Annotated in this window: 21 protein-coding genes; 15 read left to right on the top strand and 6 right to left on the bottom strand. The window is 68.7% G+C overall.

Features of this window, described 5'->3' with window-relative positions; genetic code table 11:
* Positions 1–70: 70 nt before the first annotated feature.
* Positions 71–1,849 (bottom strand): aspartate--tRNA ligase, encoded by a 1,779-nt coding sequence (gene aspS, locus HDC31_RS13410; RefSeq protein WP_113680627.1) that lies wholly within the window; start codon positions 1,847–1,849, stop codon positions 71–73.
* 143 nt (positions 1,850–1,992) lie between these two features.
* Here aspS and HDC31_RS13405 point away from each other — a divergent pair, with 143 nt between their 5' ends.
* Positions 1,993–2,367, top strand: a complete 375-nt coding sequence (locus HDC31_RS13405; protein ID WP_046747313.1) for a DUF5684 domain-containing protein — start codon at positions 1,993–1,995, stop codon at positions 2,365–2,367.
* A gap of 1 nt (position 2,368) precedes the next feature.
* On the top strand, positions 2,369–2,998 hold the full coding sequence (locus HDC31_RS13400) for a histidine phosphatase family protein (protein WP_113680628.1): 630 nt from the start codon (positions 2,369–2,371) through the stop codon (positions 2,996–2,998).
* A 73-nt stretch (positions 2,999–3,071) separates the two neighbouring features.
* On the opposite strand, the gene HDC31_RS13395 is transcribed toward HDC31_RS13400, so the two are convergent.
* On the bottom strand, positions 3,072–3,977 hold the full coding sequence (locus tag HDC31_RS13395) for an NAD(P)/FAD-dependent oxidoreductase (protein ID WP_113680629.1): 906 nt from the start codon (positions 3,975–3,977) through the stop codon (positions 3,072–3,074).
* Between the two features lie 55 nt (positions 3,978–4,032).
* Here HDC31_RS13395 and HDC31_RS13390 point away from each other — a divergent pair, with 55 nt between their 5' ends.
* From HDC31_RS13390 to ccsB, 5 genes are all read left to right on the top strand, one after another.
* A complete protein-coding gene (locus HDC31_RS13390) occupies positions 4,033–4,437 on the top strand; it encodes a MerR family transcriptional regulator (protein WP_113680630.1) in 405 nt (134 codons plus the stop codon).
* Between the two features lie 63 nt (positions 4,438–4,500).
* Complete coding sequence (locus HDC31_RS13385; RefSeq protein WP_113680631.1) at positions 4,501–5,151, top strand: TlpA disulfide reductase family protein; 651 nt, start codon at positions 4,501–4,503, stop codon at positions 5,149–5,151.
* A 16-nt stretch (positions 5,152–5,167) separates the two neighbouring features.
* On the top strand, positions 5,168–5,953 hold the full coding sequence (locus HDC31_RS13380; protein WP_061017254.1) for a cytochrome c biogenesis CcdA family protein: 786 nt from the start codon (positions 5,168–5,170) through the stop codon (positions 5,951–5,953).
* Between the two features lie 82 nt (positions 5,954–6,035).
* Positions 6,036–7,865: a cytochrome c biogenesis protein ResB gene (locus HDC31_RS13375; RefSeq protein ID WP_113680632.1), complete on the top strand. Its 1,830-nt coding sequence runs from the start codon at positions 6,036–6,038 to the stop codon at positions 7,863–7,865.
* A gap of 4 nt (positions 7,866–7,869) precedes the next feature.
* On the top strand, positions 7,870–8,844 hold the full coding sequence (gene ccsB / locus HDC31_RS13370) for a c-type cytochrome biogenesis protein CcsB (RefSeq protein WP_058630472.1): 975 nt from the start codon (positions 7,870–7,872) through the stop codon (positions 8,842–8,844).
* Positions 8,845–9,006: 162 nt separating this feature from the next.
* Here ccsB and HDC31_RS13365 read toward each other — a convergent pair whose 3' ends face one another.
* From HDC31_RS13365 to HDC31_RS13355, 3 genes are all read right to left on the bottom strand, one after another.
* Entirely contained in the window at positions 9,007–9,597 is a 591-nt protein-coding gene (locus HDC31_RS13365; protein ID WP_227751275.1) for a 2'-5' RNA ligase family protein, read from the bottom strand.
* Positions 9,598–9,766: 169 nt separating this feature from the next.
* On the bottom strand, positions 9,767–11,740 hold the full coding sequence (locus HDC31_RS13360) for a YhgE/Pip domain-containing protein (RefSeq protein WP_179516204.1): 1,974 nt from the start codon (positions 11,738–11,740) through the stop codon (positions 9,767–9,769).
* The gene (locus HDC31_RS13355) at positions 11,737–14,541 is read right to left on the bottom strand and encodes an MMPL family transporter (protein ID WP_113680063.1); all 2,805 of its coding nucleotides are present in this window, start codon (positions 14,539–14,541) and stop codon (positions 11,737–11,739) included. The genes HDC31_RS13360 and HDC31_RS13355 overlap by 4 nt, the downstream gene beginning before the upstream one ends.
* A 131-nt stretch (positions 14,542–14,672) precedes the next feature.
* On the opposite strand from HDC31_RS13355, the gene HDC31_RS13350 reads away from it, so the two are divergent.
* Complete coding sequence (locus tag HDC31_RS13350) at positions 14,673–15,296, top strand: TetR/AcrR family transcriptional regulator (RefSeq protein WP_046747323.1); 624 nt, start codon at positions 14,673–14,675, stop codon at positions 15,294–15,296.
* A gap of 22 nt (positions 15,297–15,318) precedes the next feature.
* Here HDC31_RS13350 and HDC31_RS13345 read toward each other — a convergent pair whose 3' ends face one another.
* Positions 15,319–16,302, bottom strand: a complete 984-nt coding sequence (locus tag HDC31_RS13345) for an o-succinylbenzoate synthase (RefSeq protein WP_113680062.1) — start codon at positions 16,300–16,302, stop codon at positions 15,319–15,321.
* A gap of 107 nt (positions 16,303–16,409) precedes the next feature.
* Here HDC31_RS13345 and HDC31_RS13340 point away from each other — a divergent pair, with 107 nt between their 5' ends.
* The 7 genes from HDC31_RS13340 (at position 16,410) to HDC31_RS13310 (ending at position 22,570) form a co-directional block, all read left to right on the top strand.
* Positions 16,410–16,742: a PadR family transcriptional regulator gene (locus tag HDC31_RS13340; protein ID WP_046747325.1), complete on the top strand. Its 333-nt coding sequence runs from the start codon at positions 16,410–16,412 to the stop codon at positions 16,740–16,742.
* Between the two features lies 1 nt (position 16,743).
* On the top strand, positions 16,744–17,745 hold the full coding sequence (locus HDC31_RS13335; RefSeq protein ID WP_113680061.1) for a permease prefix domain 1-containing protein: 1,002 nt from the start codon (positions 16,744–16,746) through the stop codon (positions 17,743–17,745).
* A gap of 10 nt (positions 17,746–17,755) precedes the next feature.
* The gene (locus HDC31_RS13330) at positions 17,756–18,676 is read left to right on the top strand and encodes a 1,4-dihydroxy-2-naphthoyl-CoA synthase (RefSeq protein ID WP_046747434.1); all 921 of its coding nucleotides are present in this window, start codon (positions 17,756–17,758) and stop codon (positions 18,674–18,676) included.
* 31 nt (positions 18,677–18,707) lie between these two features.
* On the top strand, positions 18,708–19,862 hold the full coding sequence (locus HDC31_RS13325; protein WP_113680060.1) for an AMP-binding protein: 1,155 nt from the start codon (positions 18,708–18,710) through the stop codon (positions 19,860–19,862).
* 44 nt (positions 19,863–19,906) lie between these two features.
* Positions 19,907–20,698 carry a class I SAM-dependent methyltransferase gene (locus tag HDC31_RS13320; RefSeq protein WP_046747327.1) on the top strand — a complete coding sequence of 264 codons (792 nt, stop codon included), beginning with the start codon at positions 19,907–19,909 and terminating at the stop codon, positions 20,696–20,698.
* Between the two features lie 61 nt (positions 20,699–20,759).
* Entirely contained in the window at positions 20,760–21,938 is a 1,179-nt protein-coding gene (locus HDC31_RS13315) for a sensor histidine kinase (protein ID WP_113680059.1), read from the top strand.
* Positions 21,935–22,570 (top strand): response regulator transcription factor, encoded by a 636-nt coding sequence (locus HDC31_RS13310; RefSeq protein ID WP_061017172.1) that lies wholly within the window; start codon positions 21,935–21,937, stop codon positions 22,568–22,570. Before HDC31_RS13315 ends, HDC31_RS13310 begins: the two co-directional genes overlap by 4 nt.
* Positions 22,571–22,686: the final 116 nt, after the last annotated feature.

The raw sequence follows: 22,686 nt of genomic DNA, 5'->3' as shown, positions 1-22,686 counted from the left end.
GATCAGGCAGGTTCCTCGCAGAACCGCCTGATCCGGCGTGTGTGCCTGTGCTCGCGCGAGGCGGCTGGACTCAGTCTTCGTCCTCGGGCTCGAAGTCGACGCCGGCCTCGGCGCGTTGCGCATCGGTGATCGGAGCGGGAGCGGAGGTCAGCGGGTCGAAGCCGTTGCCCGACTTCGGGAACGCGATGACCTCGCGGATCGACTCGGTCTTAGTCAGGTGCTGCAGCACGCGGTCCATCCCGAGTGCGATCCCACCGTGGGGCGGAGCGCCGAACTTGAACGCGTCGAGTAGGAAGCCGAACTGCTCGTCGGCCTGCTCGTCGCTGATGCCCATGACCTCGAACACGCGCTTCTGGATGTCCTCACGGTGGATGCGGATCGACCCGCCGCCGAGCTCGGAGCCGTTGCACACGATGTCGTACGCGTACGCGAGGGCCGATCCGGGGTCGGTGTCGAACGTGTCCTCGAACTCGGGCTTGGGACCCGTGAACGCGTGGTGCACGGCCGTCCAGGCACCGGCGCCCACTGCCACGTCACCGGAGGCCACCGCGTCGGCCGCCGGCTCGAACATGGGAGCGTCGACGACCCACGTGAAGGCGAACTCGTCGGGGTTCAGATAGCCCAGGCGGCGACCGATCTCGACGCGCGCTGCACCGAGGAGTGCCCGGCTCTGCTTGGTGTCACCGGCGGCGAAGAACACGCAGTCGCCCGGCTCTGCACCGACGAGCTCTGCGAGTCCGGCCTGCTCGGCCTCCGACAGGTTCTTGGCTGCGGGGCCGCCCAGCGTGCCGTCCTCGTTGAACAGGACGTAGGCGAGGCCACGTGCACCGCGCTGCTTGGCCCAGTCCTGCCAGGCGTCGAGCTGCTTGCGCGGCTGGCTCGCGCCGCCGGGCATGCGCACAGCGCCGACGTACTCGGCCTGGAAGACGCGGAACGGGGTGTCCTTGAAGTACTCCGTCGCCTCGACGAGCTCGAGGCCGAAGCGCAGGTCGGGCTTGTCGGAGCCGTACTTGGCCATCGCCTCGGCGTAGGTCATGCGCGGCAGCGGGGTCTGCACCTCGACGCCGATGGTCGCCCACATCGCCACGATGAGCGACTCCATGAGGGCGATCACGTCCTCCTGGTCGACGAAGCTCATCTCGATGTCGAGCTGCGTGAACTCCGGCTGACGGTCGGCGCGGAAGTCCTCGTCGCGGTAGCAGCGGGCGATCTGGAAGTACTTCTCGACGCCGCCCACCATGAGCAGCTGCTTGAACAGCTGAGGGGACTGGGGCAGTGCGTACCAGCTGCCGGGGCTCAGGCGCGCGGGAACCAGGAAGTCACGGGCGCCCTCCGGCGTGGAGCGGGTGAGGGTGGGCGTCTCGACCTCGGTGAAGTCGTCGGCGTGCAGCACGTCGCGGATCGCCTTGTAGACGTTCGAGCGCAGGCGCAGGGCGGCGGCCGGGGCCGGGCGGCGCAGGTCGAGGTAGCGGTACTTCAGGCGTGCTTCCTCGCCAACGGTCTCGGTGTCGGCGAGAGCCGTGGAGACCTGGAAGGGGAGCGGAGCGGACTCGTTCAGCACCTCGACGTCGGTCGCGATGAGCTCGATCTCGCCGGTCGGCAGGTTCGGGTTCGCGTTGCCCTCGGGGCGCTGCGAGACCTCGCCGGTCACCTTCAGGACGAACTCGTTGCGAAGCGGGTGCGCGATCTCCTCGTCGCGGATGACGACCTGGGCGATGCCGGAGGCGTCCCGCAGATCGATGAAAGCGACTCCTCCGTGGTCACGACGGCGATCGACCCAACCCGAGAGGGTGACGGTCTGACCGATGTGCTCGGCTCGCAGAGAGCCTGCCGAGTGGGTGCGAAACACGGAGTATTCCTTCTGATCTGGGAAATGGGGAACCCGCCCATTCTACGGGGGCGGTCGGCCGGTCATCGGCCCGGTCACCGACGGCCGGGACGGCGTATCAGTAGGATCGCCACGACACAGCTCATACACAGAAAGAGTGCACCGTGGACAACAACGGCATCTCCGATCTCTATGCGTCGATCTTCTCGGGTACCACCGGCCTGATCGCGCTCGTCTTCTACATCCTCGTCGCGGTCGGCCTGTGGAAGGTCTTCACCAAGGCCGGGTACCCGGGAATCCTCGCCATCATCCCGTTCGTGAACCTCGTCTTCCTGGTGAAGATCGCCGGCCTCTCCGGCTGGTTCGCGCTGCTGTACCTCATCCCTGTCGCGAACCTGATCCTGGCGATCATCGTCGCGTTCAAGCTCGGTGGACGCTTCGGCAAGGGCGGGGTCTTCTCGTTCTTCCTGCTGTTCCTCTTCCCGTACATCGGGTACCTGATCCTCGGCTTCGGGGACTCGCGCTACAGCAAGGCGTGACATGACGGCGTCCCGGCTGCACCTCGTGCGACACGGTGAGGTGCACAATCCGGCCCGCGTGCTCTACGGACGTCTTCCCGACTACCACCTGAGCGACGCGGGCCGGGGGATGGCCGCAGCAGCGGCCGACCATGTGGCCGCGCTCGACCGTCCCGTCTCCGCGCTGTACGCGTCACCTCTCGAACGCGCCCAGGAGTCGGCCGAGCCGTTCGCCGCGACGTTCGACCTCGTGCCGGAGATCGACATCCGGCTGATCGAGCCGACGAACGTGTTCGAGGGGACGCAGATGCGCCGTTCCCTGATGAACCCCCTGAACTGGTGGCATCTGCGCCAGCCCTCGGTTCCCAGCTGGGGCGAGCCCTACTCCTCCATCGCTGAGCGGATGCTCGGTGTCATGGACGAGGCGTGGGATGCGACACCCGATGGAGACGTCGTGATGGTGTCGCACCAGGCGCCCATCTGGATCACGCACCTCCGCGTCGCGGGGCTTCCGCTGCAACACGACCCACGCACCCGACGCTGCGCGCTGTCCAGCGTCACCTCTTTCGAGCGCGTCGGTGACGTCTGGCGAGAGGTCGCCTATGTCGAGCCTGCCGCGACCGGCGGTGCCGTCGACGTCGGCGCGGTCTGACCCCCACTTCCGAATCGCGCAGGTGGTTCCATTCCGGCGACGGATGGACCCACGTGCGCGATTCGAAACGGGGTCAGTGCTCGGCGGCCAGGAGTGACTGGATGATGCCGACAGCGGCCAGCTGACCCGCGGCGGCCGCCAGCAGCACGGATGCCATCGGGCCGGGGAGGGTCGCACGGTGGGCGAGGTCGCCCGCGGCGAACACCCCGGGGTGCGAGGTGCGTCCGAACTCGTCGATCTCGATGCACCCGGACTCGAGCATGCCGAGTCCGAGCTGCGCGGCGAACGGCGACCGCTGACGCATCGCCCCTGCGGCGATGAAGACTCCGGCGACCACACGCTCGTCGTCGTCCGTGCGGACGAGCACGCCGCCTTCGACCTTCTCGACGGAGGCGACGGGGGTGCGACTCACCCGCGCGCCCTTCGCCTCGAGCGTGCGGATGTCCTCGTCCGTGAACGCCTCCTCGACCGGCACGACCGTGATGCTCGCGACGATCCTCCCCAGCAACCCGATGAGGTGCTCGGCGCGGGGCGCGGCGCCGACGATCGCTATGTCCTTGCCGGCGTGCTCGTGCCCGTCGCAGAACGGACAGCTGAAGGCGAGCGTGCCCCACAACTCCTGCAGTCCGGACACGATCGGAAGATCGTCGGCGACCCCGGTGGCCAGGATGACCCGGCGCCCCTCGACCACGGATCCGTCGGCGATGCCTACCGCGAACGCGTCCTCGACGCCGGTGATGCTCGTCGCCGCAATGTCGCGGATCTCCACGTCGTCGTAGGCGGCGAGCTCCTCTCGGGCGGTCGCGCGGAGGCCGGCGGGAGCGGCACCGTCCTCCCCGATCATGTTGTGCATGTGCAGGACGGTGCCGTTGCGGTACTCGCCCGAGTCGAGCAGCAGCGTGGAGCGGTGCATCCGTCCGAGGGTCAGAGCGGCCTGCAGTCCTGCCGGTCCTGCGCCGATCACGATGGCGTCGTACATGGTGGTCCTTCCTCTGGATGTTGCGTTCCACGCCAGTCTGTGACTTCATGTCAACATGAAGTCAAGTTCCGAGCATCCGTGGTCCGTCGGTGATGTCGCGACCCGTTTCGACCTGCCGACGAACGTTCTGCGGCATTGGGAGTCGGTGGGGCTGCTCACCCCTCCGCGCGACGCTGCCGGGCGGAGGCGCTACGGCGAGGACGAGGTCGTGCGCATAGCCGTGATCCAGCGCAGCAAGGCCGCGGGGATGACGCTCGACCAGATCGCCGTGCTGCTCGATGACGGGAGTGCAGGGCGGCATCAGGTGCTGCAGCAGCACCTGGACGACATCGACAGGCGCATGGAGGAGATGCGTCGATCGCGCGAGATGACCGAGCACGCGATGGGCTGCCGCGCCCACGACATCGCCACATGTCCACGCTTCCGGGCGGGTGTGGACGACATCCTGGCGCGCTTCTGAGGGGCGTCGGAGGAGGTCCCGTTTCCGGCTCGCGCATAGGATCCTCTGCGTAAACTCGGAGTCGTGCCAAGCGATTCGACGGTCCGTCAGATCCGCAGCGGCCGCTCCTCCCGCACCCGGCGTTCGCGTCGTGCGGTCGGTGCCGCGCTCGCTGCGGTGCTCGCCATCGGTCTGAGCGCGTGCGCTCCCGATCCGGTCAGCGAATCGTTCCTGAACGGCGAGAACACCGGCTACGTCGCAGCCGACGGCGCGATCGTCGAGATCCCCGTCGCCGAGCGCGGCGAGCCCGTCGTGTTCAGCGGCGTGACGGAGAAGGGCGAGGAGTTCGACAGCGCCGACATCGCCGGTCAGGTCGCGGTCGTCAACTTCTGGTACGCCGGTTGCGCGCCATGCCGTCTTGAAGCGGCAGATCTGGAAGGCGTCTGGCAGGACTTCAGCGATCAGGACGTCGCGTTCATCGGCATCAACACCCGTGACCAGGCCGACACCGCCGTGGCCTTCGCGAACGAGTACGACGTCACGTACCCGAGTCTTATCGACGTCGACACCGCTCAGGCCAAGCTCGCCTTCGCGAAGGAGACTCCGATCGCCGCGACGCCGACGACTCTCGTGCTCGACAAGCAAGGGCGCGTCGCGGCGCGCATCATCGGGCCGATCGACGGCAAGTCGATCCTCTCCACGCTCGTCAAGGACGCCCTCGCGGAGGACTCGTGAGCGGCCAGGACTGCTCATGAGTCCCGAAGCGATCATCGGCTCCGGGGCCCTCTGGATCGCGATTCCCGTCGCGATGCTCGCGGGACTCGTCTCGTTCCTGTCTCCCTGCGTGCTCCCACTCGTTCCCGGCTACCTCGGCTTCCTCGGCGGTGCGGTCGCACCTCGGTCGACCGCTGCTGCCGGCGGGGAAGGCGGGACGACGACGCAGACGGCAGAAACCGCGACGCGGGGGCGACTCGTCGGGGGAGTGCTGCTGTTCATCCTCGGCTTCACGATCGTCTTCATCCTCTACACCGTGCTCGGCGGAACGGCCGGGGTCTTCCTGCTGCAGTGGGGCGACCTCATCACCCGCATCCTGGGCGTCGTCATCATCGGGATGGGCCTGGTCTTCCTCGGGCTGTTCGGGTTCGCGCAGAAGGAATTCCGCTTCCACGTGGATTCCAGAGCCGGAATCGTCGGGGCGCCGCTCCTCGGCATCGCGCTCGGCATCGGATGGGCTCCCTGCATGGGACCGACGCTCGCGGCGATCCTCGCGCTGTCGTTCAATGCCGGAGACCCGGTGCGGGCGGGCTTCCTCGGCCTTGCCTACTCGCTCGGCCTCGGTATCCCGTTCCTGCTCGTCGCGCTCGGCTTCGGCTGGGCCACGAAGGCGATCGGGTTCCTGCGTCGGCACATCCGGGTGGTGAACATCATCGGCGGCGTGATGCTTCTCCTCCTCGGCGTCCTGATGGTCACCGGACTCTGGACCGACATCATGTCGAGACTGACGGCGGTGATCGGCAGTGTCATCCTCCCGCTCTGACGATCCCGAGACGAGCGAGCGAGATGGTAGCCGTCCCGACAAGCCCATCCGTCCCGAGAAAACTCCCCGCACTGAGAAGGTCATGACCAAGAACAAGGGTGCCGCGAACAGCGACTCCAGCGATCCGCTCCGCCCGTCCGACCACGTCGACGGAGACGACTCGATCACCCAGCCGCGCCTCGGGTTGGTCGGCTGGCTGCGCTGGGGCTGGCGTCAGCTGACCTCGATGCGCACGGCACTGATCCTGCTGCTCGTCCTGGCGATCGCCGCCATTCCCGGCTCGATCTTCCCGCAGCGGATGGCCGACCCCAACGGTGTGACGCAGTGGGAGCGCGACAACCCCGACCTGTTCCCGATCCTCGACGGCCTCAAGCTCTTCGACGTCTACCTGTCGCCGTGGTTCTCGGCGATCTACCTGCTCCTGTTCGCCTCGCTCGTCGGCTGCGTGATCCCGCGCATCAAGCACCACGCCAAGGCGCTGCGTGCCCGCCCGCCGCGTACCCCCGCCCGGCTGCAGCGCCTCGAGGACTACCGCGCCGTCACGCGCGATCCCGCGGCGGACTCCGGAACCAAGACCGGCGATGCGGAAGCGGAGGCGGCCGCGTCCATCGACGTCGCGACGAAGCAGCTGAAGGCCCTCGGCTACCGGGTGGAGCGCTACGACCGCGGACGCACGTTCTCGGTCTCCGCCGAGCGCGGCTACTGGCGCGAGACCGGCAACCTGCTCTTCCACCTCGCGCTCGTCGGCGTGCTGGTCACGGTCGGCATCGGCGGAGGGTTCTCCTACACCGGGCAGCGGGTGCTGGTCGAGGGCGAGACCTTCGCCAACACGCTCCTCGACTACGACTCGATGAACCGCGGACGGTTCGTGGGCGACGACGCGTTCTCCCCGTACTCGATGCGCCTCGACTCCTTCGACGTGACCTACCAGCCGTTCGGTGAGCCGGGGTCCGGTCAGGCCGGCGACTTCTCCGCCAACGTCACCGTGCAGGAGAACGGCGAGGAACGTACCGGCTCCGTCAAGGTCAACGAGCCCCTCGGTGTCGCCGACGACGACGTGTTCCTGCTCGGCAACGGCTACGCGCCGACGGTGACGGTGCGCGATCCCGAGGGCAATGTCGTGTTCACCAACAGCACGCCGTTCCTGCCGCAGGACAACAACATGACCTCGCTCGGCGTGCTCAAGGTGCCGGACGGGTTGGCCGAGCAGGTCGGCCTGGTCGGGTTCTTCTACCCGACCACGGGTGTGCTCGAGAGCGGTGCGTTCTTCTCCGCGTACGGCGACCTCACGAACCCGACGCTCACGCTCGACGTGTACACGGGTGACCTCGGCATCAACGAGGGTGTGCCGCGCTCCGTCTACGTGCTCGACACCACCGGCATGACGAAGCTCACGGGCCGCACCACCGACGTCAAGTCGATCGAGCTCGCCCCCGGGCAGACCGCGCAGCTGCCGAACGGCCTCGGCTCGGTGACCTTCGAGGACGAGTCTCCGGCCGGCGCCACGGATGCCTCCCAGTCGGTGAAGCGCTTCGCCTCGCTGCAGATCCACCGTGACGAGTCAGGTGTATGGGTGCTGGGCTTCGCGCTGCTGGCCCTCGGCGGTCTCATGATCGCGCTGTTCGTTCCGCGGCGACGTGTGTGGGTCAAGGCCACGGCGCAGGACGGCGAGGTCGCCCTCGAATACGCGGCGCTCGCCCGTGGGGAAGACCCGACGCTCGCGGCAGCGGTGGACGACCTCGTCGCCGGCCACGCCCGACTGCTCGACGCGGCAGGCGGCACCACGGTGCGGGCCGAGGACGACGAGAACCCTGCCGACGACACCGCGGACGATCACACCGTGGCTGATGACATCGCGACCAAGTCCGCCGAGGTGGAAGCCCCGGCAACCGACACCCGGAAAGTAGACTGACACCATGCTCGAGCTCAACGTGATCTCGCCGGTCCTGCTGTGGACGGCGATCGCGATCTACGCGGCAGCCTTCGTGGCCTACGCCTTCGATCTCGCGCGGCGTTCGCAGGCGACGGCCGATGCACAGAACGTGCGGGAGTCGGTGCTCGTAGGGGCCGGTGGAGCGAGCATCCCCGCAGCGTCGGGCGGGTCTGATGCCGGTTCCGCCCCGCAGCGATTCGTGATGGCCAGGATCGGCACCTCGCTCACGGTGCTCGGCTTCCTGTTCCACCTCGCGTCCGCTGTCACGCGTGGCATCGCGGCCGGTCGTGTGCCGTGGGCGAACCTCTACGAGTTCGCGATGATGGGCACGCTGCTCATCATCGCCGTGTACCTCGTCGTGCTCACGCGTATCGACCTGCGGTTCCTCGGCACGTTCATCACGGGCCTCGTCGTCGTGCTGCTCGGCCTCGGAGCGACCAACTTCTACGTCGACGTCTCGCCGCTGATGGACCCGCTGAAGAGCGTGTGGCTCGTCATCCACGTGTTCGTCGCCTCGCTCGCGACGGCATTCTTCGCGCTGGCTTTCGCCCTCTCGGTGATCCAGCTCATGCAGTCGCGACGTGAGCGCCTGCTGGGCGAGGGGGCGACCAAGACGGGCCCAGGCTTCCTCCGCACCTTCCCGAACGCGGTGCGCCTGGAGAGCCTGGCGTACATGTTCACGATCATCGGGTTCATCCTCTGGACCTTCACTCTCATCGCGGGCTCCATCTGGGCGTACTACGCCTGGAGTCGCTTCTGGGGCTTCGACGTGAAGGAGACCTGGACCTTCGTGATCTGGGTCATCTATGCCGGCTACATCCACGCACGGGCTACCCGCGGTTGGCGGGGCAACCCCTCGGCGTGGCTCGCGATCGTCGGATTCTCGGCCGTGATCTTCAACTTCACGATCGTGAACGTCTTCTTCAAGGGTCTGCACGCCTACTCCGGCCTGAGCTGAGCCGCGCTCGGCTGCGACGACTCGGCTGCGAAATCCCGGCCGCGAACACTCAGCTGCGAAAACAGAGACCTCCTGCATCAGGCCCGGCGCGTCCACACAGGACACGCGGGGCAGAGTGCGGGAGGTCTCTGTTTCGGCCGGAGTGGGAGTGGGGAGTGGGGGTCAGCCTCCCAACGGCAGGACCTCGGCGTGCTCGATGCCGTCCTCGTACCAGACCAGCTCGGCTTCGGTGATGGTCTCGGCGGGCGCAGGCTCGAGAGCACGCGACTCGGGCTGCGCGAAGTGCGACCAGACCTCCGGGTCGAGAGTCTTGCCGTAGAGCACCGAGAGGTGGAAGGTCCACTCCTCCAACGGCAGCTCGCCCAGGCGGCGGAAGTCCGTGGCATCCAGTGCGGTGGTCAGGGACGAGTACGCCGAGACGAGTGATGCGGTGCGGGCGAGGCGCACGATCAGGATCTGCCACGGCGTGGGGAACTCGTCCACGGCCTCGGCGGTGATCTCGATCGGCGTCTGCTGCGCCGCCCAGGAGCGGATCAGCGTGGCGAGTTCGTCGCGCCGCTCGGGCTCGTAGAAGCCTCGGAGCGTGACGTGCCCGGTGTGCGGTCGTCGTACCGGAGCGCCGAGCCGTGCGAGTGCAGTGTCCTGCACTTCCCGGTAGGTATCGGCGACCTCGACAGTGGGCCGGAGCACGAGGTACTGCTGCCCCTCCAAGCTCTCGAGCTGGTCGGGGGTGTCCATGAACGGTCGACGCATGTCAGGAGCCTAGGTCCTGGTCACCGCATGCGAAAACGGAGACCGTCACGCGCACGGCTCGGCGCGTCACATGTCGACGCGCTGAGCTGAGGGGAGATGGTCTCCGTTTTGGCAGGGCAGGGCAGGGCAGGGCAGGGAGGGGGCAGGGAGGGGGCAGAGCAGGAGGGAGTCAGGTGGTGGCGAGGACCGCCTTGGCCGAGGTGGTGCGTCGCAGCGTCACGGCGAGCGTGGTGGCCACGAGTGACAGCACGCCCCAGACGACCAGCGCGGCGACGGCCGAACCACTGGCCGTGATGAGCCCTGCGAAGGCCGGGGCCGTCGGAAGTGCCGCACCGATGCCGGCGAGCCAGTCCGGCACGGTCGAGATCAGGCCCGTCGCTACGGCGAGCACTCCCACCAGGGCCGAGATCCAGCGACCGACGCCGCCGAACACCGCGACGAGAGCCTGGTTGACGGCGGCGAACACCACTCCGGCGAGGACCGCTGTGCCCGCGAAGGCCCACCAGGTGCCCGCGTCGTAGCTCGCCACGATCTGCACGATCAACGACACGAGCAGACCCTGACCGGCACCGATCAGCGCCGCCGGAGCGAACGCGCGCAGAGTCAGACCCGCCGAAGACCGTCGAGAGGTGAGCGTGCGAGCGGTGTGGGCGCGCATCACGACGAACGTCGCGAGTCCACCGAACCAGAGCACGACCGCGGCGAGCAGCGGGATCGCGGTGGGGCCGAAGATCGTGTCCACCGACGAGTTCGACGACACCGGGTCGGCGATCACCGAGGCGAGCGACTTCGACTCGGTGTCGCTGAACGAGGGGAGCGAGTCGGATGCCGTGCGCAGCCCGCCCGCGAGGTCGCCCGTGCCGGTCGCCAGCGTGTCGAGTCCGGTCGTGAGCTCGGTCGCGCCGTCGGCGAGAGCGGTCGCGCCGCCGGCGAGCTGGGTCGCACCGGATGCGAGGCTGCGCGCGCCAGAGGCGGATGCCCCGATACCCTGGTCGGCGAGCTGGGTGAGGCCGGAGGACAGCTGCGTGGCGCCAGCGCCGGCCTGGGACATGCTGGACGCCAGAGTGCTGAAGGTGCCAGGGAGGGCTGCGACACCACCGGCGACTTCGTCGTTTGTGAGGATGCCCGATGCCGTGCCGGCGTCTTTCGCGACAGCTCCGGCGTCGGTTGCAAGCGACGAGTACAGATCGCACTGCGCTTGGTCGGTGACCGGAGGTGTGCATGCCTGCTGAGCCAGGCCGCCCAGACGCTGCGCGAGCGCTACCGAGCTGGTCGCTGCCGATTGCGCCGATGCGGAAGCGCCTTGCACGGCCCCGACCAGCTTCTGAACCCCGCCGACGTTCTGCTGCAGCTCCGCACCACCAGCCGCCAGCCCGGACCCGATCTGTCCCGCACCCGCCGCAGCTTCACGGGTCTTGCCCGCGATCGTGTCGAGCCCCGAGGCGAGTGAGGATGCACCCGTGCTGAGCTCACCCGCGCCGGAGGCGAGTTTCGCCGCACCGTCCGGGATCGCCGCGGCTCCGGTGGCGGCGTCGCGTGCTCCGTTCGCGAGCTTGACGGCACCATCTGCGGCCTCGCCGATCTGGTCGCCGATCGTGGTGAAGCCGACCAGGATGTTCTCGGTCGTCGCCTCGGAGAGCATCGTGCCCATGGTCGAAGCGGCGACGTCGGCGATCTGGCCCGTGATGAGGTCGTCGGCGACGAGTCCGTCCTTCGGGGTCGTCACCTCGATGGTGGCCTTCTCCGCCTTCCCTCCGCCGTCGGAGATCGCGGTCCCGGCCGAGGTGGCGGCGGACGAGAAGTCCTCGGGAATCGTGATGACGGCCTGATAAGAGCCGTCGGCGAGTCCGTCAGCGGCGTCGTCCTTGTTCGAGATCACCCACGTGAGGTTCGAATCGAGGTCGTCCGATCCCTCGACGAGGCCCGAGGCGAGCTGACGTCCGAGCGGGGTCATCTGGCCGTCGATGGTCACGGGCTCGTCGAGATTGACGATCGCCGCGGTCATCGAGTCCAGCCGCTCGGTCGGGTTCTGCAGTGCCGCGACCAGGATGCCGCCGACCGCCGCCGGCAGCAGCAGCACGCCGAGGATGGTCAGCCACGTGATGGGCTTGCGGGAGCGCGCGCGCTCGATGGGGAGGGTCATGCGGTCACCTCGGTGGATTCTGCGGCGCTCGGGCGAGGGGCGCGCGTGTCGAGTGTCTGGGCGTCTGGCCATCCGGCCTCGGCGAGGGTCGTCCGTGCCGAGTCGGCATCGGATGCGGTGGTGAAGACCGCGATCGTCCGGGTCGCTGCAGCATCGCGGAGCATCGCCGTCGCCTGGTCGCGCTGCCCGCCGCTCAGCCGGTCGATCCCGTCGATCCCGACGATGGATGACTTTCCGCGCAGGGCTTCTGCGAGATCGTCGAGCCCTGTGTCGGCATCGTCGATCAGCACGCAACCGACATGTGCGCGCACCCAGGCGGCGCGGCCGGGGAGGAGGTGCCCCGCAACCCTGAGTCGTCCCTCCGTCGGGGTCAGACGTCCCGCGATCGTCAGAGCCAGTGCGCGGCGGCTGCGGTGGTCGCCACCGGTCGCGATGAGGGCACCGCCCTCCGGGATCCGCATCGACAGGTTCTCGATCAGCGGCGCATCCGCGCTGATCTCGAGGTCGTCGGCGGCGACGACCGATCCGTCGCCCGGCCACGCGGCCAAGTGGCGTTCCCGTTCGACGGCCTCGCCTTCGACGTCGATGCGGGGGAGGATCTTCTCCAGCCAGCCCGGGAGCTCCCAGGCGCGCTCGCCCAGGATGGCCATGAGGGCGGGGATCAGCGTCATCCGCACCAGGAAGGCATCGAACGCGATGCCGGCGGCGAGGCCGAGTGCGATGGGCTTGAGCGACGAGTCGCCCTCAGGGACGAAGGCCACGAACACCGCGAACATGATGAGTCCTGCCGCCGTGACGACCTTCGCCGAGCCGGTGAAGCCGCTGCGCACGGCGCGGAGGGCAGCGGCCCTGCGGGTGGCGCGGTCGGGACTCTTCGCGTCCTTATCGTGCACGAAGTCCTCGCGCATGCGGGAGACGAGGAACACCTGGTAGTCCATGGCGAGGCCGAACAGCACGCCCATCAGGATGATCGGCATGAAGCTGATGATCGGTCCCACCTTGGCGACATGCAGCAGATCGGCGAACCAGCCCCACTCGAACACGGCGCCGACCACACCGAAAGCGGCCACGATCGACAACAGATAGCCGATGGCGGCGGTGATCGGCACCCAGAGGGATCGGAACACGATGGTCAGCAGGATGAGCGAGAGGCCGATCACGAAGACGCCGAAGGGCAGCAGCGCGTTGCCGAGCTGGTCGGAGATGTCGATGCCGACGGCCGTGAAGCCGGTGACTTTGAGGTCGATGCCGAACTCGTCGAGCCATTCATCGTGGTGGCTGCGCAGCTCGCGCACGAGGTCGGCGGTCGCAGGGTCGTCGGGCGCGGTCTCCGGCACGATCTGCACGATCCCGGTGTCTGCGGTCTCGTTCGGGGTCGCGAGGGCGACCTCCTTGACGCCGGGGACCTTCGCGACCGCGTCGCCGAGGTCCTCCATCAGCGTCAGCGGATCGGTGGAGGTGACGATCGTGCCCGTCAGGATCATCGGACCGTTGAAGCCGGGGCCGAACTCCTCGCCGACGAGGTCGTAGGTCTGCCGTGCCTCGTTGTCCTTGGGTAGCACGCCGGCGTTCGGCAGAGCGAGGTCGAGGCTGAGCGCGGGGACGGCGACGATCCCGAGGCCGAGCACCACTGCGATCGACACCAGCACGGGGTGCTTCATGACGCCGCCGACCCACCGGGCGCTGCCCTTCACCGGGACGACCGGCTTCGAGGGCACGGAATCGTCCGCCTGACCGGCGGCGGTCTTGTTCGTCTTCGGGGTCCTGACCTTCTTCGGGCGCCCGACGACCCTGCCCTTCATGAAGCCGAGCAGGGCGGGAGTGAGGGTGACGGCGATAGCGACGGCGACGGCCACGGCGGCGGAGGCGGCGATACCCATGGTCGTCAGGAACGGGATGCCGGCGAAGCCGAGGCCGATCAGGGCGATGAGCACGGTGACACCGGCGAACACGACGGCGGATCCGGCGGTGCCGACGGCACGGGAGGCCGACTCCTCCGGGTCGACGCCGTCGCGCACCTGGTCCTGATGTCTCGCCATGATGAACAGTGCGTAGTCGATACCCACCGCGAGCCCGAGCATGAGAGCCAGCAGCGGGGTGGTGGACGATACGGTGGCGAACGCGGTCGCGGTGAAGATGCCGGCCATCGAGATGCCGACACCGAGGATCGCGGTGAGCAGGGGGAGGCCGGCCACGACGAATGAGCGGAACGTGACGATCAGCACCAGCAGGGCGATGAGCAGTCCGACGGCTTCGGTGAGCGTGACGCCGGGGATCGAGATCGCGAACAGATCTCCGCCGAGCGAGGTCTGGGACCCTGTCGGGAGTTCGGCTCCCAGGTCGCTCACGACCGTGCGCAGCGCATCCTTCGTCTCCTCGGAGACGTCAGTGGATTCGCCGTCGAACTGCACGCGCACGATGGCGGCGGTGTCGTCGTCGTTGATCATGCCCTTGACCATCTCGTCGTACGGCGAGGTGGCAGCGAGCACGCCGTCGAGGTCGCCGAGCTCATCGACCGCGCCCTCGATGTCGTCCTGGTACTCGGCGTCCGTGATCTTGTCGCCGTCGGCGGCGACCACGATGAACTGCGCATTGGTGCCGCTCACCTGCGGGAACGAGCGCGAGAGCTGCTCGAGCCCGGCCTGCGACTCGGTGCCGGGGATGGAGAACGTGTTGTCGGTTCCCGCGCCCAGGACGAGCGCTCCGGCGCCGGCGATGCCGAGCGCGAGCAACCAGGACACGAGGACCCGCCACGGGTGCCGGAAGGACCAGCGTCCGAGCGAGGACAGGAGAGTGGACACGCGTTCCTCCGAGGGGTGCGGGGTGGATACACAGGTGTATCCAATACATAGATGTATCGTAAGGTGACCCGCCCGGCCAAGCCTGTGTGCGGGGTGTGAATCATGCGAGAGTGAAGGGCTAGGAGGTTTCGATGTCGACACCCGCAACCCGCAGCCGCGAGAACACGCGCGCTCGCCTGCTGGAAGCCGCGGCGCAGGTCTTCGCCGAGGTCGGGCTCGATGGAGCGTCGGTCGAGGCGGTGTGCGAACGCGCCGGATTCACGCGCGGCGCGTTCTACTCGAACTTCGAGTCCAAGGATGAGCTGTTCCTCATGCTCGCCGCCAGCGTCTCCGAGGTGCGCGTGAACGCCGTGCGCACCCGTGTGGAGGAGTTGACGGCCGCCGGTGCCCTGGTGGAAGGCTGCGATCCGATCGAGCTCGTGCAGCAGATCATGGAGCTCGGCGGCGACGACAGGCTCGGCGTCATGCTGCTCAGCGAGATCCGTATCCGTGCGCTGCGCGACGCGAAGTTCGGCGAGGCGTACCTCGCGCAGGAGCGGGAGATGGTCGCCAGCATCGCCCAGATCGTCGACGACATCGTCGCGGCCGGTCTGCTGCGTCTGCGACTGCCCGCGGTGGTCGCCGCCCGCATGCTCATGATCATCTGGGAGGGCATGACCGTGCGCGGGGCGATGGCCGGACAGGACGATGCCCAGCTCCGGCACTCCGGTGGCGAAGAACTCGGGCGCCTGGTGCAGCTGCTCATCGAGTCGTAGGCCGGGCTTTGGTTCCGCAGATTCAGCGCGTGGTCGTGGACAGCTCGCCGTAGCAGCGGGCGAGCCGGGCGAGCCACCATTCGCGACGCTCGTCGGGCGCCGCGAGCCGGCTGAGCGACTCCGCGTCCGGCGTCACGCGGCCGACGGGGATCGAGCCGTCGACCGGGCGAAGATCTGCCACGTCGTCCAGGAACAGGGAAGCCGTTCCGAGCCCGCAGTCGTAGTCGAGCATCGGGAGCGCGGCGGCGAGGGCGGCACCCTGGGACAGGCCGATGGCCGTGTCCAGCGCGCTCGAGACCACGACGGGAAGGCCGGCGGCGGTGACGATCTGCAGGGCGTGCGTGATCCCGCCGAGGGGCTGCGCCTTGATCACGAGCAGGTCGGCGGCTCCGGCGCGGGCGACCGCGAGGGGGTCGGACGACTTGCGGACGCTCTCGTCGGCGGCGACGGGGATGCCCATGTACTTCACGCGTCTTCGGAGCTCCGCCAGTTCGGGAACCGTCGCGCACGGCTGCTCCACGTACTCGAGGTCGCACTCGCCGAGGGCGTGCACCGCGTGCTCGGCCTCGTCGACGTTCCAGGCGCCGTTCGCGTCGATGCGGATGCGGCCCTCCGGACCCATCGTCTCCCGCACCGCCCGGACGCGCGCGACATCGTCGCCGAGCGTCTGCCCTGGTTCGGCGACCTTCACCTTGGCCGTGCGGCAGCCGGCGAAGCGCGCCAGCAGCTCGGGCACCAGTGACGCCTCGATGGCCGGAACCGTGGCGTTGACGCCGATGCGATCCCGCAGCGCGGTCGGCTGACGATTCCAGGCGAAGTCGATCGCGGCAGCCAGCCAGGTCGCCGCCTCCACGTCGTCGTACTCCACGAACGGGGAGAACTCCGCCCAGCCTTCCGGCCCCTCGAGGAGCAGTGCCTCCCGTGTGTCGACGCCACGGAAGCGGCTGTGCATGGGGAGGGCGACGACCCTGGCCGAGTCGAGCAGGTCTGCGAGCGGCGGGATCATGTGCCCATTCTGCTCCGAGTCGCCCTGCGGGCGTGGCCCGTGGAGGGGTGAGTCTCAGTTCGGTGTGCGGTTGACGATAGTGTGCGACACACAGTAATGTGACGGGCATGAACGAAACCCTCGACATCCACCTGCAGGAACTGCGGCGCGGCACCGTGGTGCTCGCCTGCCTGCAGCTGCTGCGCTCGCCGGGATACGGCTACGCGCTGTTGGAGATGCTCGAGCAGCGCGGTTTCGCCACCGATGCGAACACCCTGTACCCGCTGCTGCGCCGTCTGGAGAAGCAGGAGTACCTCACGAGCGAGTGGAACACCGACGAGGCGCGTCCCCGCAAGTTCTACCGCACCTCGGAAGCCGGCGTCCGCCTCGCCGACGCCCTCACCGACGAATGGCGGTCGCTCACGGCGGCGATCGCGTCCCTCACCTCAGAGGAGAACTGACATGACCACCACTCTCACCGAACGCTACGTCAGCGCCACGATCCGCAGTCTGCCGCCGGAAGCGCAGGCGGATGTCCGTGCCGAGCTCGAAGCCTCCATCGCCGACGCGGTCGAGGCGCGCGTGGAGCAGGGAGAAGCGCCCGAGGATGCCGAACGCGCGGTACTCACCGAGCTCGGCGATCCCGGCGCTCTCGCGGCAGGCTATGCCGACCGCCCCCTGTACCTGATCGGGCCCCGTTACTACCTCACCTGGTGGCGTCTGCTGATCCTGCTGCTCAAGTTCGTCCCTGTCAGCGTTTTCGCCGCCGTCGCGCTGGGCCTGACGATCTCCGCGGCCCCGATCGGGGAGATCATGTCCACGTCGCTCCTCGCCACCGGCGGCACGATTCTCCACCTGTGCTTCTGGACCACCCTGGTCTTCGTGATCCTGGAGCGAGCCGGTACCGACACCGGGGTGAGATGGGATGTCGATCAGCTTCCCGAGCCGACCGACGACGGGGTGGGCCGCAGCGAGCTGATCGCCTCGCTGGTGTTCCTCGGCATCAGTGTCGGAGCGCTGTTCTGGGACCGCTTCCGCGGTTTCGTCCAGGTGGACGGTGAGGCGCTGCCGATCCTGAACCCCCAGCTGTGGCCGTGGGGGATCGGCGTTCTGTTCGTGCTGATCGCGGCGGAGGTCGTGTTCGCCTTGGTGCTCCACCGGCGGCGGCGATGGAGCATCGGTCTCGCCGTGGCGAACACGGTGCTGGCCCTGGCCTTCCTCGCCTGGGTCGTGAGCCTGCTGCTGACGGATCAGCTCGTGAACCCCGAGTTCCTCGCACAGATCGCGACGGCCGGTGGCGAGGGTTTCGCCGCCGGTCAGGCGGAATCGGCCGACGAAGGCGGGGTGTTCAGGATCCTCGCCGTGCTGCTCGGATTCGGCGTCGCGATCGGGGTCGGGTGGGACATCGTCGACGGCTGGCTCAAGACCGCCCGCGCGAACAGACGACCGGAGCAACAGGAATAGGGTGGATGCCGTGACCGATGCCTTCGTCTCCGACCTGTTCGACCCGGCCGAATGGGTGCTCGCGCCCGGCGCCGAGGACTACACCGACATCACCGCGCATGTCTCGCGGGACGGCGGAGTCGCGCGCATCGCCTTCAACCGGCCGGAGGTGCGCAACGCCTTCCGTCCGCACACGGTCGACGAGCTCTACCGTGCCCTCGACATCGCCCGACAGGATGCGCGCATCGGTGCGGTGCTGCTCACGGGAAACGGACCGAGCCCGAAGGACGGCGGCTGGGCGTTCTGCTCCGGTGGCGACCAGCGCATCCGCGGTCGCGATGGATACAAGTACTCCGACGCCGAGACGGCGATCGTCGACGGGGCGAGCCGCGCGGCGGTCGGTCGACTCCACATCCTCGAGGTGCAGCGGCTCATCCGCTTCATGCCGAAGGTCGTCATCGCGGTGGTGCCGGGGTGGGCGGCCGGCGGCGGCCACTCCCTGCATGTGGTGTGCGACCTCACGATCGCCTCGGCGGAAGAGGCGCGTTTCAAGCAGACGGATGCGGACGTCGGCAGCTTCGACGCCGGATACGGCTCTGCATACATGGCGCGTCAGACCGGACAGAAGTTCGCCAGAGAGGTGTTCTTCCTGGCGGAGGAGTACTCCGCACAGCGCGCGTACGAGGCCGGTGCGGTCAACCGCGTCGTGCCGCACGTCGACCTCGAACGCGAGGCGCTGAAGATGGCGCGCACCGTGTTGACCAAGTCCCCGACCGCCATCCGGATGCTGAAGTTCGCCTTCAACGCGGTCGATGACGGTCTCGTCGGCCAGCAGGTCTTCGCCGGCGAGGCCACTCGCCTCGCCTACGGCACCGACGAGGCCGTCGAGGGGCGCGACTCCTTCCTCGAGAAGCGCGACCCCGACTGGTCGTCCTTCCCCTGGCACTACTGAGTCCGTCGGTCCCACAGAGTCGGAGACACGCATGACCGCCCTGATCCCCACAGATGCCGAAGACCCGGTTCTGCTGCGGGAGGCCCTGCAGCGGGCGCTCGACGGCGGCCCCGCTCTGGGGCTGGGGATGGTGGCCGATGCCCCGGAGAACGTAGCGGACGCACTCGCGGCGGTGATCGCGACGTCGGGATCGAGCGGCATCCCGAAGCGCGTCGCCCTGAGCGGTGAGGCGCTGAGGGCGAGCGCAGAGGCGACGGCGGCACGGATCGGCAGCGGCCGCTGGCTGCTCGCACTGCCCGCCGGCTACGTCGCCGGGCTCCAGGTGCTCGTGCGGTCGATCCTCGCGGGTACGCAGCCCACACGGATCGAGGGGCGATTCTCGCCGCAGGTCTTCGCCGAGGCGACGTACGAGATGATGCGGCCGTCGTCGAGCACGGGGATGCCCGACCTGTACACCTCGCTCGTGCCCGCCCAGGTCTCGACGCTGCTCGACGCCGCGGACGAGACGTCGGTCCGTGCGGCCTTGACGGCGTATCGGGCGATCCTCGTGGGCGGCCAGTCTCTTCCCGAGCCGCTGCGCGAGCGAGCAGCCGACCTCGGGGTGCGACTGGTGCGCACCTACGGTTCGACCGAGACCAGCGGGGGATGCGTCTACGACGGCGTACCGCTCGACACGGTCGGCGTCCGCACGGTGGACGGAGAGCTGCGCATCGCCGGGCCCATGCTCGCCGAAGGATACCTGGGAGATGCGGCACTGACCGCGCGCACCTTCGTGCGTGATGAGCACGGCATCCGCTGGTACCGCACCGGCGACCTCGGCCTCGTCGAAGACGGCACCGTGCGCGTGCACGGCCGGGCCGACAACGTGATCGTCTCCGGCGGCATCAACATCTCCCTCGACCGTGTGGAGCGGGTCGTCCGCCGCGTCCCCGGTCTCCACGAGGCCGTGGTGGTCGGCGTGGAGGATGAGCGGTGGGGCGAGGCATCCGTGATCGTGGCGGCGCGGGGGGAGGTGCTCCGGCGCAGCGAGTCCGAGCAGCTCGCGCACGCCCGGGGCGCGGTCGAGGAAGAGCTCGGCAAGCATGCCAGGCCTGCACGGTTGATCGTGGTCGACGAGATCGACGTGCTGTCCTCGGGCAAGCCCGACCGCGAGTCCCTCCGACGGATGGTCGCCGAGCTGCGCTGAGGCGTGCCACGACCGGTCTCGAAGGGCTCTGCCAGACTGACCCCATGGCCTCGTACACGCATGGACACCACGAAACCGTCCTCCGCTCGCACAACGTCCGCGACATCGCGAACTCCGCCGAGTACCTCCGTCCGCACCTCGGGGCCAGCACACGACTTCTCGACGTGGGCGCAGGTCCTGGGAGCATCACGGTCGACTTCGCCGGCATCGTGGCGCACGTGACAGCGACGGAGATCGACGAGAACGCCCTGTCCCTCTCGGAGCGGCTCGCCGCCGATCGCGGCCTCACGAACCTGTCGTTCTCCGTCGAAGACGTGCACGCGCTGAGCTTTCCCGACGAATCCTTCGACGTCGTGCACGCGCACCAGGTGCTCCAGCACGTCGGCGACCCCGTGCAGGCTCTGCGCGAGATGCGCCGCGTCACGGTTCCGGGCGGTGTCGTCGCCGCACGCGATGCCGACTACGCGGGCTTCGTGTGGTTCCCCGTACTGCCGGAGCTCGACCGGTGGCTCGCGCTGTATCGCGCCGCGGCCAGGGCCAACGGCGGAGAGCCGGATGCGGGACGACGGCTGTTGGCCTGGGCACGCGCTGCGGGCTTCACCGACATCTCGGCGACGGCGTCGACCTGGTGCTACGCGTCTCCGGAAGAGCGGGCTTGGTGGGGCGGCATGTGGGCCGACCGCATCCTCGAATCCGCGCTCGCACGGCAGCTCGTCGACAGCGACATGGCGACGCCCGCTGATCTACAGGAGATCAGCGACGCCTGGAAGCGCTGGGCCGATGACGGCGACGGCTGGTACCTGGTGCCGCACGGCGAGATCGTCGCACGCGCCTGACCCGGCACGGATACATCCCTCGACGGATGCCCACGCGCAGACGCTCGCGTAGCGTGGGGGAGTGATCCGCCCGCTCTCCCGCACCGCGCTGATCCTCGACATCGTCGGGGCGGCGTTGCTCTTCCTCGTGCTCGCACCGATGTCGCTGGTGTTCTACGGGCCCGTCACGGACAACCCGGCCGTCGGCGGCGCGGCGATCGTGATCCTCGTCTTCGCGAGCGTGCTCATGTCCGGCGCCGTCGCCATCGGACGGCTCGCGCCCGGATGGGCGTTGGCCACAGCCTGGGCCGGCGCCGTGCTGCAGATGATCGCCGGTTTCGGGCCACTGCCGATCGACGTCGCGATCCTGCTGGTGCTGTACGCGACCTCCGCCTGGGGGACGCGCCGGGTGCTCTGGTGGGGATTCGGTTCAGCGCTCTTCGGCGGTCTCGTGGCCGCCGTATTCATGGTGATCGTCAACGGTGTGGCGTTCGGAACCGGCGACGGATGGCAGAAGATCACCACGGGGACGCTGCTCCTCGTGCTCTCGGTCATGGCGCTCGGCTTCGCCTGGGTGTGCGGCCTGCTGTGGCGTGTCGTGCTGCGCGCGCGCCGAACGAGGTCGGCCCAGCTGCAGGCCGAGTCCCTCGCCGCCGAGGAGCAGGAACGGGTGCGCATCGCGCGCGACATGCATGACGTCGTCGCGCATTCGCTGGCCGTGGTGATCGCCCAGGCGGACGGTGCCAGGTACGCGGCCGCGGTGCAGCCCGAAGTGGCGACCGAGGCTCTCGGCACCATCGCCCAGACCGCGCGCGGAGCTCTGAGCGACGTACGGATGCTGCTCACGCAGTTGCGGCATCGACAGGGCGACGGTCCGCAGCCGACGCTCGCCGACCTCGAGGCGCTGTTCGCGCAGGTGCGGCAGGCCGGGATCGAGCCGCGCGTCACCGTGGATCCGATGCCGCCGGGGGAGCCGCCCGCCGCGATCCAGCTCGCCGTGTACCGCATCCTCCAGGAGGCGCTCACGAACGCGATCCGCCACGGAGACGGCGCGGTCGACGTGCACATCGCCTGGCTTCCCGACCGCGTCGACGTCGATGTGCGGAACACGGTCGCGAGCGAGGCGACCTCCGTCCCCGGCGGACACGGGCTCATCGGCATGCGTGAGCGTGCGCAGCTCGTCGGCGGTAGTCTGCAAGCCGAGCGCAGAGGGGCACAGTTCGTTGTCCACGCCACGCTCCCGATCGGAGTCTCCGAATGATCAGAGTCGTGCTCGTCGACGACCAGGCGCTCTTCCGTGCCGGAATCCGGATGCTCATCGCGTCACAGCCCGACCTCGAGGTGGTCGGCGAAGCCGGCAACGGCCAGGAGGCGATCGACGTCGTCCGCACGACCCGCCCCGACGTGGTGATGATGGACATCCGGATGCCGGTGATGGACGGGCTCACGGCGACTGCGGAGATCCTGGCCCGCCCTGATGCCCCGCGCGTCGTCATGCTCACCACGTTCGATCTGGATGAGGCAGCGGCGAGGGCGATCCGGCAGGGCGCGAGCGGATTCCTCCTCAAGGACGCCGACCCCGAGTTCCTGCTCGCGGCGATCCGCACGGTGCACTCCGGGTCGAGCGTGATCGCTGCTTCGGCGACCCGCGATCTCTTCGAGCACTTCGCCGAGGCTCCCAAACCCGTTCCGCCGCAGTATGCCGACCTGACGGACCGGGAGAGGGAGATCTTCGCGCTCGCGGCCCGAGGGCTGTCGAATGCCGAGATCGCGAGCCGGGAGTACCTGAGCGAGGCGACGGTGAAGACGCACATCAGCAGGATCCTCAGCAAGCTGGCGCTGCGCGACCGGGTGCAGCTCGTGGTGTTCGCCTTCGAGCACGGCCTCGCCTGACGCAGACATCCCCTGACGCACGTCTCGCCTGACGCACGTCTGGCCTGACGCACGCCTGGGTGGGACGGGATCATCCTTGCGATGTATGCCGATGCGCCCCGCGGGCGATGACCCGC

Origin of the sequence: Microbacterium sp. JAI119 (assembly GCF_013410135.1) — a bacterium.
Taxonomy (GTDB): Bacteria; Actinomycetota; Actinomycetes; order Actinomycetales; family Microbacteriaceae; genus Microbacterium; species Microbacterium oxydans.
The sequence above is the reverse complement of the archived record's forward strand: the minus strand, read 5'-3'. Positions and strand labels throughout refer to the sequence as shown.

Excerpts from the sequence above, each read along its gene's own strand:
- HDC31_RS13365 (WP_227751275.1), bottom strand. The coding sequence starts at position 9,597 with ATGCGTCGACCGTTCATGGACACCCCCGACCAGCTCGAGAGCTTGGAG.
- HDC31_RS13360 (WP_179516204.1), bottom strand. The coding sequence starts at position 11,740 with ATGACCCTCCCCATCGAGCGCGCGCGCTCCCGCAAGCCCATCACGTGG.
- HDC31_RS13340 (WP_046747325.1), top strand. The coding sequence starts at position 16,410 with ATGAACGAAACCCTCGACATCCACCTGCAGGAACTGCGGCGCGGCACC.
- HDC31_RS13380 (WP_061017254.1), top strand. The coding sequence starts at position 5,168 with ATGAGTCCCGAAGCGATCATCGGCTCCGGGGCCCTCTGGATCGCGATT.
- HDC31_RS13310 (WP_061017172.1), top strand. The coding sequence starts at position 21,935 with ATGATCAGAGTCGTGCTCGTCGACGACCAGGCGCTCTTCCGTGCCGGA.
- HDC31_RS13320 (WP_046747327.1), top strand. The coding sequence starts at position 19,907 with ATGGCCTCGTACACGCATGGACACCACGAAACCGTCCTCCGCTCGCAC.
- HDC31_RS13345 (WP_113680062.1), bottom strand. The coding sequence starts at position 16,302 with ATGATCCCGCCGCTCGCAGACCTGCTCGACTCGGCCAGGGTCGTCGCC.
- HDC31_RS13390 (WP_113680630.1), top strand. The coding sequence starts at position 4,033 with ATGAAGTCAAGTTCCGAGCATCCGTGGTCCGTCGGTGATGTCGCGACC.
- HDC31_RS13325 (WP_113680060.1), top strand. The coding sequence starts at position 18,708 with ATGACCGCCCTGATCCCCACAGATGCCGAAGACCCGGTTCTGCTGCGG.
- HDC31_RS13395 (WP_113680629.1), bottom strand. The coding sequence starts at position 3,977 with ATGTACGACGCCATCGTGATCGGCGCAGGACCGGCAGGACTGCAGGCC.
- HDC31_RS13375 (WP_113680632.1), top strand. The coding sequence starts at position 6,036 with ATGACCAAGAACAAGGGTGCCGCGAACAGCGACTCCAGCGATCCGCTC.
- HDC31_RS13335 (WP_113680061.1), top strand. The coding sequence starts at position 16,744 with ATGACCACCACTCTCACCGAACGCTACGTCAGCGCCACGATCCGCAGT.
- HDC31_RS13400 (WP_113680628.1), top strand. The coding sequence starts at position 2,369 with ATGACGGCGTCCCGGCTGCACCTCGTGCGACACGGTGAGGTGCACAAT.
- HDC31_RS13350 (WP_046747323.1), top strand. The coding sequence starts at position 14,673 with ATGTCGACACCCGCAACCCGCAGCCGCGAGAACACGCGCGCTCGCCTG.
- ccsB (WP_058630472.1), top strand. The coding sequence starts at position 7,870 with ATGCTCGAGCTCAACGTGATCTCGCCGGTCCTGCTGTGGACGGCGATC.